We start from the raw sequence: 13877 nt of genomic DNA on the forward strand, positions 1-13877 counted from the left end.
GGGGACGGCTCACCATGGCAGAGGCTGGCGTGAAACTCGAAGAGAGCTGGAAACAGGCGCTTTCGGGTGAGTTCGACAGCCAGTATATGCAGAAGCTGAAAGGCTTTCTGCTGGCCGAAAAGGAAGCCGGCAAGCAGATCTTTCCTAAGGGGCCGGAGTATTTTCGCGCGCTCGATCTGACCCCGCTCAACGAGGTCAAGGTCGTGATCCTGGGGCAGGACCCGTATCATGGTCCGGGCCAGGCGCATGGTCTCTGCTTTTCCGTGCGCCCCGGCGTGCGCATTCCGCCCTCGCTCGTCAATATCTACAAGGAATTGCAGAGCGATCTCGGCGTTCATCCGGTCAAGCACGGCTTTCTGGAAAGCTGGGCCAAGCAGGGCGTTCTGCTTCTCAACAGCGTCCTGACGGTGGAACAGGCGCGGGCCGCCTCTCATCAGGGAAAAGGCTGGGAGACGTTCACCGACGCCGTCATCCGTGCGGTGAACGAGCAATGCGATCATGTCGTCTTCCTGCTTTGGGGCGCTTACGCCCAGAAGAAGGCGTCCTTCGTCGATCAGCGCAGACATCTGGTGCTGAAATCGGCCCACCCATCGCCGCTTTCCGCCCATAACGGCTTCTTCGGCAACCACCATTTCTCCAAGGCCAACGCCTTTCTGATCTCGCATGGACGAGACCCGATCGACTGGCAGTTGCCGGACGAAGTGTGAGGGCTGTGATCGTCAAGGTCATGCAAAAACCCGCAGCGCCGAATGAGCAACTGCGGGTTCCAACACGACCGTCCGAGCGGTCTCAGCCTTTAACGTCAATCACTTGACGACGTTGATCTCGGCGACAGAATCTCGCACCATACCGTCCTTGTATGAGTTGCGGATCACAACCTTGTCGGTGCCGGTGAACCCCTTTTTCGAAGTGTAATAAGCGGCGGCCCCTTGCACGTCTTTTCCGGTGCATTTTGCATAGGTCCCGTGGAACTTTCCATCTAGCTTTTCGTGGACGATGTCGACGGTGCCGTGTTGAGGGGCTTGCAGAACGCGCAGTTCCGGGATGACGCGAGCGCTGCAATCTCCCTTCACCGCCACAGCCCAATCGATTTTGGTGCGCTCGCCGCTGAGGGCGTTCTTTGTATAAGTGGTTTGCTTGATGCCTTCGGCATTCGTGGTGACACAGCTTGATACTGCAGTGGAAATCAATATTGCGGCAGAAATTTTAAGGAGGATTTTGTTCATGGTGGTTGTCCCAACCGAGGAATTTACACGCGAAATCTAGAAGTGCCGGTAGTACAGTCAAATTAAATTTCGTTTAGAATTGCGCATGTATTTCAGCGACTTGAGATATATTGAGAAGACAACTGGCAGCGAGGCATCTGCGTGATTGCGGATAAGCTGGTGACGATTGGCAGCCCAGAACTGTTCTCAGAAAAAGAACGATCCGTTCTGATTGTTCACTCTATGCGTCAGGGCCGATCTGCACCATCTTCAGCCCATCAAACACGGCACCTGCTTCCAGAGTGAAGCCTCCGCCGAAGCACAAGGGTTTTATCATGTTGAACCAGATCAAGGGCCTGCACCACGTCACCTCCATGGCCGCGAGTGCATCGGGCAACAATCGCTTCTTCACCGATACGCTGGGCCTGCGCCGGGTCAAGCAGACCGTCAATTTCGATGCGCCGGATGTCTATCACCTCTATTATGGCGATGAGGTCGGTTCGCCGGGCTCGGTCATGACCTACTTCCCGTTTCCGCATATTGCTCGCGGGCGTCCGGGCACGGGTGAAGTCGGCACCACGCTGTTTTCGGTTCCGGAAGGGTCGCTCGGCTACTGGCAGGATCGCCTCTCCAAGGCGAATGTCGAGGGGTTGAAGAGCGATGAAGCCTTTGGCAACAAGCGCCTGCATTTTGCTGGGCCCGATGGCGATGGCTTTGCGCTGGTGGAAGTCAAGGATGACGGCCGGGCGCAGTTCACTGGCAATGGTGTCGGTCAGGATCAGGCGATCCATGGTTTCCAGGGTGCGTCGCTGCGCCTACGCGATGAAGGTGCGACAGCGGAGCTCTTGAAGTTCATGGGCTATCAGGAGATGGACCGCCAAGACGACGTTGTCCGTCTTGGTATTCCCGGTGGCAACGGCGCCGATGTGATCGATATCGAGACCATGCCGAATATCTCCGGCGCGCGTCTGGGTGCCGGTTCCGTCCATCACATTGCCTTTGCTGTCGAAAACCGTGCAAAACAGCTGGAAGTCCGAAAAGCGCTGATGGATACCGGTTATCAGGTCACGCCGGTCATCGACCGCGATTACTTCTGGGCGATCTATTTCCGCACGCCCGGCGGCGTCTTGTTTGAGATCGCCACCAACGAACCGGGCTTCGATCGTGATGAGGATACAGCGCATCTGGGTGAGACGCTGCAACTACCCGAGCAGCACCAGCATCTGCGGCCCTTCCTCGAGCAGCATCTTGAGCCGCTCGATGGTTCGGTAAAGGCTTGACCGTCAGGTAAGCGAGGCCGGCTCAACTGCCGGCCTCGTAGAGGATTTGAGGAGTACGAGATGAGCACCGACAGTTACATTCATAAGCTGCGCGTCGGCACGCCCGGCCAGCCGGCTTTCTTTGTCTTTCACGGCACCGGTGGCGACGAGAACCAGTTCTTCGATTTCGCCTCACGGCTCTTGCCGAATGCCACAGTGATTTCGCCACGCGGCGATGTCTCCGAACATGGCGCGGCGCGGTTCTTCCGCCGCAAGGCCGAAGGCGTCTATGATCTTGATGACCTCGACCGGGCGACCCGCCGCATGGCCGATTTCGTTACGGCGCACCGCGATGCGCATCAGGCGGGCAAGGTTGTCGGGCTCGGCTTTTCCAATGGCGCGAATATCCTTGCCAATGTCCTGATCGAGTTTCCCGATCTCTTCGATGCGGCAGCGCTGATGCATCCGCTCATTCCCTTCGAGCCGAAGGCCGCCCCCGCGCGGCAAACGCGCCGGGTCCTGATTACGGCCGGGGAGCGCGACCCGATTTGTCCGGTGCCGATGACCAAGTCTTTTGCCGACTATCTGAAGGCTCAAGGCGGAGATGTCACGGAAGAATGGCACGCCGGCGGGCATGAGATTCGGTCGAATGAAATCGAAGCGGTGCGGACGTTTTTGACGCCTTATATGTGAGGCATAACAGAAGCGGCGGCCGAGCCCATTTCCGTCTCAGCCGCGGCTTTTTCTCAATAGCCGCGTGTCAATAGCCGCATTGGCGAAGCTGTGCTTCGTAGCGGATCGCCATATTGGCCGAGCGTCGCGCCGCCTTCTGGATGGCGGCGTTATTACGCCACACACCATTGGCGTAGCCGCCATGGCCGGAGTAATAGGCGAGATAGAGATTGTAGGGGTCATTCAGCGCAATGCCGTTCTGGCGGTTGCTGGTGGAGTGATACCAGCCGACGAAATGGATGGCGTCGGTGAAGTCGGTGCGGCTGGCGCTCCAGCGCCCGGTTTCACGGCGGTAGCGATCCCAGGTACCGTCCAGCGCCTGGGCATAGCCGTAAGCGGTGGATTTGCGCTTCCACGGAATGAAGCCGAGAAGCTTGGTGCGCGGCGGGCGGGCATAGGGCTGGAAGCTCGATTCCGTATAGATCGTCGCCATCATCACCGGCACGGGCACGCCGAACTCGCGCTGCGCGGCCTCGGCATCCTTGCGCCAGTTATTGAACATGCCGTTGCGCTGTTCGAAAATGGCACAGGCATTGGTGATTTGCGACGGGGCTGTCGCACAACCTACCAGAACGATCAAAAGAAAAAGGGCGACAAAAACGCTACGCATCGCGAAAACCTTTCGTTCTGCGTATTAGTAAATCGTAAATCTTAATGCTCGGTTTTGAGACAGGGTTAATGCAAATGCGATCTGTTAAGGATCGGTTAACCGCTCAGATACGGCCCATGGCCGACGCCATCTGGTAGAGTGCGAGACCGGATGCGGTGCCGGCGTTGAGGCTATCGAGCTGCGGCGATTGGGCGATGCGCGCCGAATGGAAGCGCGAGAGTACGGCAGGCGGAAGGCCCTCTCCTTCGGTGCCGATCACGAGCGCCATGCGGGGAGAGGGCGGGATGTGTCGGATCTCCGTTTCGCCCGCTGGCGAGAGGCTCCAGATCTCGAAACCTTCGTTTGCCAGTGCTTCCAGCATGGAAAGCGCGTCTCCGCTGCGATGATAGGGCACCGACAGGACCGAGCCGACCGAGACGCGCAGCGCCTTTCGGTACAGCGGATCGCAGGAGGTGGAGTCCAGAAACACTGCGTCCGCCATAAAGGCTGCGGCGTTGCGAAACATGGCGCCCATATTGTCGTGATTGGAAAGGCCGCAGCCTGCGACGACCAGCGAGGCTTCCGGCAGGCTGGCGATGGTCTGACCTATATCGCGGCTTCCCACCCTCACGCCCAGAGCCAATATGCCCCGGTGCAGGTGAAAGCCGACGATGGTGTCCAGCACTTCGGCCTCTGCGACATAGACCGGCACGTCCGCTGGAAAATCGGAGAGAATATCCAGCACGCCGGCGAGGCGGTTTTTCAGGATCAGGATGCATTCGGCGCGGAAATCGCTGCCCGTCTTGTGGGCTGCCGCCAGCATGCGCAGCACTACCGTGCCTTCGACGATGAATTTGCCGTGCCTGCCGGTCAGGTCGCGTTCCTTGATGTCGCGAAAGGCAGCGATCCTTGGATCGTCCGCTCGCTCTATCGCAATCGGAGCCGCGCCATTCGGCAGGGCAGGCAGATCATTGAGCATCGATGGTGACGTCTGCGACGAAGCGGCGTGTCTGGACATTGAAGACCAGCGCCTTGCGCGTGCCGTTGGTGAGGCGACCATAAAACAGCATGTCGCCATTGGCGAAGGAGACGTTCTCGATGGTGAAGCCCTGCGGCAGGCTCGCCGTTGCCGAGACCGGCTGATCGGACGGTACCTGCATGGACTGGGTCGCCGCCGGTGTGGCGGTTTTCGATGGTCCCATCGCCTTGTAGACAACCGCGCCGAAGACGGCCATAAGGCTGATAAACATCACCAAGCCCGACACGATCTGCAAACGGATCATCTTGCGGCGAACTTTTTCCATGGCCGGGTCTAGCGGCTTGTCGTCCTGTTCGTCTTGCTCGATCTGCGTCATCGGGGTCCTTGGAAGTCTCGGATTGATCGGAAAAATAAGAATGAACGACCCCTTTAAACAAGGCGAAGACGCAAGGAAAGTCCTGATTGCTGGCGATGATGCCGAAGGGCGCCTTGATTCCTGGCTGGCAGCCGAAGTTGGGGGTGATCTTTCCCGCAGCCGTCTCAAGGCGCTGATCGAGCAGGGGGCCGTCTTCGTCAATGGTGTGGCTGTCACCGAGCCGAAGAAGAAGATCCGCGTCGGCGACCGTATCGAGATCACCATGCCGGAGCCGGAAGATCCCGAACCCAAGGGTGAGGATATTCCGCTCGAGGTAGAATATGAGGACGATGACCTCATCGTGCTGATCAAGCCCGCAGGTCTCGTGGTGCATCCGGGTGCCGGCAACTGGACGGGAACGCTGGTCAACGCGCTGATCCATCATTGCGGCGATAGTCTCTCCGGCATTGGCGGCGTCAAGCGCCCGGGCATCGTTCATCGGCTGGACAAGGAAACCAGCGGTGTGATGGTGGTCGCCAAGAACGACAACGCCCACCGGCATCTGGCCGCACAATTTGCCGACCACGGCCGCACCGGTCCGCTGGAGCGCGCCTACAAGGCGATCGTCTGGGGCCGCCCGAAGAGCCTGCGCGGTACGATCGATGCGGCCTTGGGACGCAGCACCGACAGAACGAAACGCGCCGTCAAGCGCGAGGACGCCGACGATGCGCGCGAAGCCATCACCCATTATGAGGTGGTGGAGCGCTATCACGAAAAGCCGGATGCAACCTCGCTCGCCTCCATGGTGGAATGCCAGCTGGAGACCGGGCGCACCCACCAGATCCGCGTTCACATGGCCCATATCGGCCATCCACTGATCGGCGATCCCGAATATGGGGCGGCGTTCCGCACCAAGGCGAACCTTCTGCCGGAACCGGCGAAGATCGTCGTCAACCGCTTCCCGCGCCAGGCGCTGCATGCCTATCTACTGGTCTTTGAACATCCGCGCACCGGCGAGGTGATGGAGTTCGAGACGGATATGCCGGACGACATGGCGGAACTGGTGGATGCGTTGCGGGCTTAAGCCGTAAGCAACCGCTGAGGGCGCGCGCCACCCTGCCGTTTTTCAATGATGATTTTTTTGGGAACGATTTCAGCCGAGATCTGTTTTTTCAACGTCCCGTGATGAGGTATTATTGGTTGATATGGGAGTGGTGCGTTTCCTTGAAACGTGACATCCGCATACATATTTAAGACATGGCTTGAAGCGGGGTCGGAAATGAACCGCGATAAGGTTCGCCTTAGGTTTGGGAACCGTGCCTGAAAAAACATAAAGGGGGTGCTTTATGGCCCGCAATAGTTTGCCATCGATTACGGCTGGTGAAGCCGGTCTGAACCGATATCTAGACGAAATACGCAAGTTCCCGATGCTGGAACCGCAGGAAGAATATATGCTCGGCAAGCGTTATGCCGAGCACGGCGACAGAGATGCCGCCCACAAGCTCGTGACAAGTCACCTTCGCCTCGTTGCCAAGATCGCCATGGGTTACCGTGGTTACGGTCTGCCGATCGGCGAAGTCGTGTCCGAGGGCAATGTCGGTTTGATGCAGGCGGTGAAGAAGTTCGATCCTGATCGCGGCTTCCGTCTCGCGACCTATGCCATGTGGTGGATCAAGGCGTCGATCCAGGAATATATCCTGCGCTCGTGGTCTCTGGTCAAAATGGGCACGACCGCCAACCAGAAGCGCCTGTTCTTCAACCTGCGCCGTCTGAAAGGGCGTCTGCAGGCGATCGATGACGGCGATCTGAAGGCCGAGCACGTCAAGGAAATCGCGACGAAGCTGCAGGTGTCCGAGGAAGAGGTCATCTCGATGAACCGCCGCCTGTCTGGCGACGCCTCGCTGAACGCGCCGATCAAGGCGTCCGAAGGCGAATCCGGCCAGTGGCAGGATTGGCTGGTCGACGACCAGGAAAGCCAGGAAGCGGTGCTGATCGAGCAGGACGAGCTGGAAACCCGCCGCCGCATGCTCTCCAAGGCACTCGGCGTTCTGAACGATCGCGAACGTCGCATATTTGAAGCACGCCGTCTGGCGGAAGATCCGGTGACGCTGGAAGAGCTGTCCACCGAGTTCGACATCAGCCGCGAGCGCGTTCGCCAGATCGAAGTCCGCGCCTTTGAAAAAGTGCAGGACGCGGTGCAGAAGCAAGCCGAAGAGGCTGCCAAGGCACTTCGGCTCGTGGACGCCTGATACGTTTAAAGCGTGTCGCGATCTTTCAGATTCGCTCCCTACGCTTTAAATCCTCGTTTTGTCGCATGTCGTTATCGCAAAACCGCTGCACACTTTTGCGCGACATGCGTTAGAGCGCCGTGCTTCCTATTGGACGCACAAAGGACGCTCTATCTTCTTTGATCTACGCATCGTGCTTTCCGAAAATCGATTCCGATTTTCGGGCCGATGCTGTAGGCATTCGATGAATACACCTTCCAAGCAAAAGCCCCGGTGAAATCTTCACCGGGGCTTTTCGTTTTGGTCGAGTTATCCGATCTGCTTACTGCGCGGGCGTCGGCGATGCCGCCATCCACTCGCGAAGCGCGGTCTCAAATGCGGACTTGCCGTCAGCGCCCTTCTGCAGCGTCAGAAGCGCCCGGCGACCGTTGCGGTAGGACACCGGAATGTCGATCCAGTCACGGGTTCTGAGCAATTCCAGATTGGTCTTGCGTGCGTCCGGAAAGTCGTTCAGCGCGATCATGTGGAAATCGTCGGTGATCTTTGCAGGAACGGCGATCAGAGCGTTTCCGCGGTCCTGTTCGGTGGACTTCATGGCAATGCGCTGGACGCTGTCTATGGCGCCACCTTCGAAGCCCGGCGAGACCGAGAAGACGATCTCGACCAGATGGCTTGCGGGAAGCGACGGGTCGGTGTTGCGCTTGAAGGTGATGAGTGCGCTGAGGCCACGACCGGGAATGGTGATCTGGCCCTGAACCTCAGGCGATGGCTTGCCAGCCTCGTCCTTCTCGTTCTGCAACGTCCAGGAGACCGTCCCTTCGATCGCTGTCGGAACCGTCTGGCCGAGCACTTCCTCGTAAAGGAACATGCGGTCGCCGGTTGCGGCAGCCGGGGCTGCGGTCTGCTGTGCGGCGGGCTGGCTGCCGGAAGCAGCAGGTGCCGCGGCAGCGGTATTCTGGGCCGAAGGCGCTTCGTTCTGCTGATAGACCGATTGACCTTCTGCGGTCACAGGCTGGCCATTGGCACCGGGGCCTGGGCCTTCGTCCTTCTCCGTACCATCAGCGAGAAGCCGCTGGGTGAACTTCGTGCCGGTGACGGAGCCGTCATCGGCAGGACGCGTCGCTGCTGGCGTCGCGGTCGACGCCTGGCCCTGGGCCGGTGTCTGGCCGTTAGACGCTGGCTGATTGCCCGCTGGTGTTTGGCCATTGGCCGGTGCCGATGCCGTCTGCGAGGTTCCGTTGGATGGTGTCTCTGTGGAGGTGCCCGTCTTGGCTGAATTGACCAGACCGCCGACCATGTCGTTCAGGGCCTCGCGGTTCATCCAAGCGGCGTAGCCACCACCTGCAAGCACCACGAGAAGGCCAAGGCCAAGAACCATGCCAGCATAGTTGCGCTTCGGCTTTTTCTTCGTCGCATAGGCGGCGGCCGGAATGCCAGCGCCGGTAAAGCCGCTGTCGAAATTATTGCCGGCCGTCTTGTCGGAGCGATCGTTTGCGCCGCCATCATAGCCGATCAGTTCTTCGAGATCGTCCCAGGGTGTGCGTTCCTTGTCGTCCTTCTTGGCGCTTGCCGCAAAAGGATCTTCATCTGCACGGGGCAGGGATGGCGAAGACTTCGGCGGCAGGTCGAGTGCCGTGTCCTGAAAATACGAAGAGAAATCGTCGACCGGAGCCGCGGCCTTGCCAGCGGCATTGGCTTGCGCCGTTTCCGGCTGATCGCGATGGGCGTCATGCTCGTTGAAGGCGGCATAATGCGTCTCGTCGGAAGCGGGACGGTTCTCCGGCTCTACGCTGACATTGCCATAGTAATTGGAATGGCCGTCGAAGCCTGCCGTGTAGGGAAGCGGTGCGTTCTCATGCAGCACGGTTTCGGTGCTGAAGGGTTCTGCCTGACGCGGTACTTCGCGCGCATCATCATCCTGATGGGTCTCCTCATGACGGTAATCGTCATGGGCAACCTCGTCGTGGCGATAAGCGGCATGCAGCTGATCGTCAGCCACATGGTCGCCGACCGTCGTCTCTTCGCGCTCCCACGGGGCGGGCTCGAGATGGCTGTCCTGGCCGACCCAGTCGCGGTGCGCGTGGTCTTCCTCGGCGACGGGCTCATGACGTGCTTCGACGCCATGGTGCTCGTCTTCATGCTCGTGAGCATAGGCCGGGGTCTCGTGCCGATAGGTCTCGTGCTCCTGATGAGGTTCATGTGACTCGTCGAATGCCGGGCGCTCGTAACGCTCGGCATCTTCTGCCGTCTCCTCGGCACGATAGGCCGGCTCTTCGGCAGGCTCAGCCTGATAGGCGGGCTCGCGCTCTTCGTGCCGTTCCACATCTTCGTGGGCAGCATAGGTATCGTGCTGCTCAGACTCGGCCTGATGATCAGGATGAGCGGGCTCCGCCTCATCCCGATGGTCATCGGCGTAGCGCTGTTGCTGCGCGACGCTTTCTTCATAATAGGGCGACGACACGTCTTCGGTCGCAGGCGCCGCGTAAGCGGCGGCCATGCCATCATCTTCGTCCTCCACTGCGGGAAGTGCTTCGGAATACTCGCCCTCGACCTCGGCAATAGCGGTGTCGAGCTTCATGATCTGCCGCTGGAGCATTTCTTCCGGCGGGCGCGGCTTCATGTTTTCAAGCTGGCGCACGACGGCGCTGCGTGCCTTGTCGTACACCTTGGCCCGGTTTTCGGGAGTATTGTTCGCCAAGCCATCCACGGCCTTGCGAATGACTGCTACAAAATCCGCCATCAGCACTTTCTCGTCGGGACCGGCAACACGCTGACCCGAAATGGTTTATGAAGTTTGATCGCCGAGGACATTAGTCCTCAAACGGGTCAGTCACAAGTATGGTGTCGTCACGCTCCGGGCTGGTGGACAGCAGTGCCACGGGCGCGCCGATCAGTTCCTCGACCTGACGCACATATTTGATCGCCTGGGCCGGCAGGTCCGCCCACTTGCGGGCACCGACGGTCGATTCCTTCCAGCCCTCAAGCGTGATGTAGATCGGCTCGACGCGGGCCTGTGCGCCCTGGCTTGCCGGAAGGTGATCGATTTCCTGGCCGTCGAGCTTATAGCCGACGCAGATCTTCAGTTCGTCCAGGCCATCGAGAACGTCGAGCTTGGTGAGCGCAATGCCGGTGATGCCGTTGGTGGCAACCGACTGGCGCACCAATGCCGCGTCGAACCAGCCGCAGCGGCGCTTGCGGCCCGTAACGGTACCGAATTCATGACCCTTTTCGCCCAAGAACTGGCCGATCTCGTCGTGCAGTTCGGTCGGGAAGGGGCCTTCGCCAACGCGCGTCGTATAGGCCTTGGTGATGCCCAGAATATAGCCGAGCGAGCCCGGGCCCATGCCGGAACCGGCAGCCGCCTGACCCGCCACCGTGTTGGACGACGTCACATAGGGATAGGTGCCGTGGTCGATATCGAGAAGCGAACCTTGCGCGCCTTCGAACAGAATGCGCGCACCAGCGCGGCGCTTCTTGTCGAGCAGCAGCCAGACGGTTTCGCTGAAGGGAAGAATGCGATCGGCAATCGATGTCAGCTCTTCCATGATGGTTTCATGCGCAACTTCGGCAGCGCCGAAACCGCGACGAAGGGCATTGTGGTGGGTCAGAATGCGGTCGACCTTGGCCGACAGCGCTTCGCGGTCTTCGAGATCCATGACGCGGATGGCGCGACGGCCAACCTTGTCTTCATAGGCGGGACCGATGCCGCGGCGGGTGGTGCCGATCTTGGTGCCGCTGTTGGAGGCGGCGTCTTCGCGCATGCCGTCCAGTTCGCGGTGCAGAGACAGAATGAGCGTGGCATTGTCGGCGATGCGCAGGTTCTCAGCCGTCACCTTGACGCCCTGGGCTTCCAGACGGCCCATTTCCGCAATCAGCGCGTGAGGATCGACCACTACGCCATTGCCGATGACGGCAAGCTTGCCAGGACGAACGACGCCGGAAGGGAGCAGGGACAGCTTGTAGCTGACGCCATCAATGACAAGCGTATGACCGGCATTGTGCCCACCCTGATAGCGCACGACCACGTCGGCGCGCTCGGAGAGCCAGTCAACAATCTTACCCTTGCCTTCGTCGCCCCACTGCGAGCCGACCACGACTACATTCGTCATTTCTTGCTTTCCTGCTCATGGCGCCGGGGCGCCCCTATCTCAAACCCGCAAATCTATACTGCGTTGTTTTGCGGAAAGCGACCCTGTTTATGCAGCGGAATTTTGCTTTTGTAGGATAATTGTGCCCATCCTATGGCTGAAAAGCGTGCAACTGCCCTTGCGAAGCTGTGAGGGCGAGTGCAGAAATCGGGCACGTCTTTGAATGAAAGTTCTGTGCCCGTGCCCTCCAGAGCCTATCTCGTCCTCACCATTGCCGCATTGTGCTGGGGCGGCAATGCCGTCGCGGGCAAGCTTGCGGTGGGCCATATCAGCCCGATGGTGCTGACCTTTCTGCGCTGGGTCGTTGCAGTTGCGATCATTGTCGCGATCTCCCTGCCGCAACTGGCCCGCGACTGGCCGGTTGTCAAAAAGCGGCTGCCCTATTTCTTCATCCTCGGCACGGTGGGATACACCTGTTTCAACGCGGCCCTCTATTCGGCGCTGAAATACACAACCGCGATCAATGCCGCGGTCATCCAGGCTGTCATTCCGGCAGTGATCTTCATCTTCAACTTCGCGCTCTTCCGCACGAAGGTGCTGGCCGTCCAGATCATCGGCTTCATCCTCACCATCTTCGGTGTTGCGCTTCTCGCCTCCCGCGGCGATCTGATGTCGCTCGTGCGGCTTGAGTTCAATCCAGGCGATGCGATCATGCTGCTCGCGGTGCTCGCCTATGCGATCTACACCGTGATCCTGCGCTGGAAGCCGGCAGTTGACTGGCGCACGCTGATGGCCATTCCAGCGACGGCCGCTCTTCTGACCTCCATACCGCTGATGGGATGGGAAGTCTTGAGCGATCAGGCGATCTGGCCCGAAGCGAAGGGTTGGGCGATTGTTCTTTATACCGCACTCTTTCCGTCGCTCGTGGCGCAAATCTCTTTCATCAAGGGTGTGGAAGAGATCGGTCCGAACCGCGCCGGGCTCTTCATCAACCTCATTCCGGTTTTCGGCACCTTTCTATCGGTGATGATCATCGGCGAGACGCTTCATCTCTATCAGATCATCGCCCTTTTGCTCGCACTTGGCGGCATTGCGGTGGCCGAACGAAAAAAGCCGCCTGTCGTGTAGGCCACAAGGGCGCAACGACGGGCGGCAGTCGGTCATGAATCTCTTGGATATTCGGTTCAGCGCAGCTTTTCGAACTGGTCGAAGCGCTGGAAGTAGAAGTCGAGTGAGGCGATCGCGGCCTTGCGCTCGATGTCCACTTGCTCGCCCTGTGTGATCGATGGGGCCGATGCAATGAGGTTCCGCTCGATCTTGGCAAAGCTTCTGGCGAGACCGCCGGGGCCTGCCGCGTCGGCGTGGCTTGCGATGGATGCGATAACGATGCCGCACAGTGCGGCTGCGAAAAGCTTCTTCAACATGTCTAACCCCGTTTCGTGGCCGGCTTGCCCGCCGGTTTCTTTTGCGCTTCGGTTACCGGGCCGGTTTTTCTTTTGTTGTCCGGCCTCTGTTGAAGACGACATTACGAGGCAAAATTTTCGGGGCGTTTAAATCGATCGGTAGAATTTTATCGGTCTTTATTTTTAATGCCGCTCATCGCATTTTTTTTCGGCGATCCTCACCAGGGAACGTCACGTCCTTCCCGGTCGAGATAGCGAAGACCTGGCTTTCCCTGCTGCGCGAGAAGCGTGGTAACGATCTGTGGTACGGTCTCTTCCATGCCGAAGGGCGCATCGGGGCCGCCAAGTCCGGTGCGGATCCAGCCTGGCGCCATCAGCACCAAGGCGCGAGGATCGTGGGCATGGCGAGCCGCGTAGCTCCGCATATATTGGTTCAGCGCGGCCTTGGAGCCGCGATAGACCTCATGACCGCCCTTCGTGTTGTTGGAAATGCTGCCTTGCCCGGACGACATGACGCCGATCAGACCAGCCGGCGTCACGCAATCCTGCAAGCCTTCAACCACCCGCATGGGGCTAAGCGCATTCGTGACCATCACGCGGATGAACTCATCGGTTGACACCTCCGCAATGGTCTCATCCTGATTGGTGTTCGCCGTACCAGCGTTCACGAACAGGATGTCGATCTGTTTCTCCGCCAGCCGATCACGTAACGACGCGATCTGCTCAGGTTCTGTGACGTCGAGCTGTTCGATTTCAACACGGCCTGGATGTGCGTCAGCAAGGTCGTGCAGCAAGCTTCGATCCGATCCGCGCACCGTTCCGATCACATTCCAGCCGCGTCCCAAAAATTCTGCCGCCATTGCATGGCCAAGTCCGCGCGATGCGCCGACGATGAGAGTGGTTCCCTTGGTTTCGTTTGCATGGTTTGAGGTCATGATCTCGCCTTTCCTTTTGATGTCGGACGTCATCATCCTCCTCGCAGGTGAAATGCGCCAGACGCACAGGATGCAAACTATTATTGCACAAGACGCTATGCATC

14 protein-coding genes are annotated in these 13877 nt (G+C 59.3%); 6 read left to right on the plus strand and 8 right to left on the minus strand.

Annotated elements, in window-relative coordinates; translation table 11 throughout:
* The first annotated feature begins 14 nt into the window (after window positions 1-14).
* Window positions 15-707 carry a uracil-DNA glycosylase gene (gene ung / locus ACTJK5_RS01585; RefSeq protein ID WP_335322155.1) on the plus strand — a complete coding sequence of 231 codons (693 nt, stop codon included), beginning with the start codon at window positions 15-17 and terminating at the stop codon, window positions 705-707.
* A gap of 99 nt (window positions 708-806) precedes the next feature.
* Here the strand turns inward: ung and ACTJK5_RS01590 are convergent, their stop codons facing one another.
* Entirely contained in the window at window positions 807-1226 is a 420-nt protein-coding gene (locus tag ACTJK5_RS01590) for a hypothetical protein (protein ID WP_335322156.1), read from the minus strand.
* A 314-nt stretch (window positions 1227-1540) separates the two neighbouring features.
* On the opposite strand from ACTJK5_RS01590, the gene ACTJK5_RS01595 reads away from it, so the two are divergent.
* Entirely contained in the window at window positions 1541-2485 is a 945-nt protein-coding gene (locus tag ACTJK5_RS01595) for a VOC family protein (protein WP_440611687.1), read from the plus strand.
* 60 nt (window positions 2486-2545) lie between these two features.
* On the plus strand, window positions 2546-3157 hold the full coding sequence (locus tag ACTJK5_RS01600) for an alpha/beta hydrolase (RefSeq protein ID WP_440611688.1): 612 nt from the start codon (window positions 2546-2548) through the stop codon (window positions 3155-3157).
* A gap of 67 nt (window positions 3158-3224) precedes the next feature.
* On the opposite strand, the gene ACTJK5_RS01605 is transcribed toward ACTJK5_RS01600, so the two are convergent.
* The 3 genes from ACTJK5_RS01605 to ACTJK5_RS01615 form a co-directional block, all read right to left on the minus strand.
* On the minus strand, window positions 3225-3806 hold the full coding sequence (locus ACTJK5_RS01605; protein WP_440611689.1) for a transglycosylase SLT domain-containing protein: 582 nt from the start codon (window positions 3804-3806) through the stop codon (window positions 3225-3227).
* 103 nt (window positions 3807-3909) lie between these two features.
* On the minus strand, window positions 3910-4764 hold the full coding sequence (locus tag ACTJK5_RS01610) for a TrmH family RNA methyltransferase (protein ID WP_440612548.1): 855 nt from the start codon (window positions 4762-4764) through the stop codon (window positions 3910-3912).
* Window positions 4754-5140 (minus strand): hypothetical protein, encoded by a 387-nt coding sequence (locus ACTJK5_RS01615; RefSeq protein ID WP_440611690.1) that lies wholly within the window; start codon window positions 5138-5140, stop codon window positions 4754-4756. Before ACTJK5_RS01615 ends, ACTJK5_RS01610 begins: the two co-directional genes overlap by 11 nt.
* 40 nt (window positions 5141-5180) lie before the next feature.
* Here ACTJK5_RS01615 and ACTJK5_RS01620 point away from each other — a divergent pair, with 40 nt between their 5' ends.
* Together ACTJK5_RS01620 and rpoH are read left to right on the plus strand one after the other, a co-directional pair.
* A complete protein-coding gene (locus tag ACTJK5_RS01620; RefSeq protein WP_440611691.1) occupies window positions 5181-6203 on the plus strand; it encodes an RluA family pseudouridine synthase in 1023 nt (340 codons plus the stop codon).
* 262 nt (window positions 6204-6465) lie between these two features.
* Window positions 6466-7368, plus strand: coding sequence for an RNA polymerase sigma factor RpoH (gene rpoH / locus ACTJK5_RS01625; protein ID WP_062425133.1), 903 nt, complete (start codon window positions 6466-6468; stop codon window positions 7366-7368).
* A 301-nt stretch (window positions 7369-7669) separates the two neighbouring features.
* Here rpoH and ACTJK5_RS01630 read toward each other — a convergent pair whose 3' ends face one another.
* Both ACTJK5_RS01630 and ACTJK5_RS01635 read right to left on the minus strand, forming a co-directional pair.
* Window positions 7670-10087 carry a hypothetical protein gene (locus ACTJK5_RS01630; RefSeq protein ID WP_440611692.1) on the minus strand — a complete coding sequence of 806 codons (2418 nt, stop codon included), beginning with the start codon at window positions 10085-10087 and terminating at the stop codon, window positions 7670-7672.
* Window positions 10088-10157: 70 nt separating this feature from the next.
* A complete protein-coding gene (locus tag ACTJK5_RS01635; RefSeq protein ID WP_062425131.1) occupies window positions 10158-11456 on the minus strand; it encodes an adenylosuccinate synthase in 1299 nt (432 codons plus the stop codon).
* Window positions 11457-11675: 219 nt separating this feature from the next.
* On the opposite strand from ACTJK5_RS01635, the gene ACTJK5_RS01640 reads away from it, so the two are divergent.
* Complete coding sequence (locus ACTJK5_RS01640; protein WP_113180732.1) at window positions 11676-12563, plus strand: DMT family transporter; 888 nt, start codon at window positions 11676-11678, stop codon at window positions 12561-12563.
* 56 nt (window positions 12564-12619) lie between these two features.
* On the opposite strand, the gene ACTJK5_RS01645 is transcribed toward ACTJK5_RS01640, so the two are convergent.
* Window positions 12620-12859: a hypothetical protein gene (locus ACTJK5_RS01645; RefSeq protein ID WP_062439919.1), complete on the minus strand. Its 240-nt coding sequence runs from the start codon at window positions 12857-12859 to the stop codon at window positions 12620-12622.
* Window positions 12860-13056: 197 nt separating this feature from the next.
* Window positions 13057-13773 (minus strand): SDR family oxidoreductase, encoded by a 717-nt coding sequence (locus tag ACTJK5_RS01650; protein WP_313557317.1) that lies wholly within the window; start codon window positions 13771-13773, stop codon window positions 13057-13059.
* Window positions 13774-13877 lie beyond the last annotated feature (104 nt).

The organism is Agrobacterium sp. 22094 (genome assembly GCF_052046015.1).
GTDB lineage: Bacteria > Pseudomonadota > Alphaproteobacteria > Rhizobiales > Rhizobiaceae > Agrobacterium > Agrobacterium cavarae.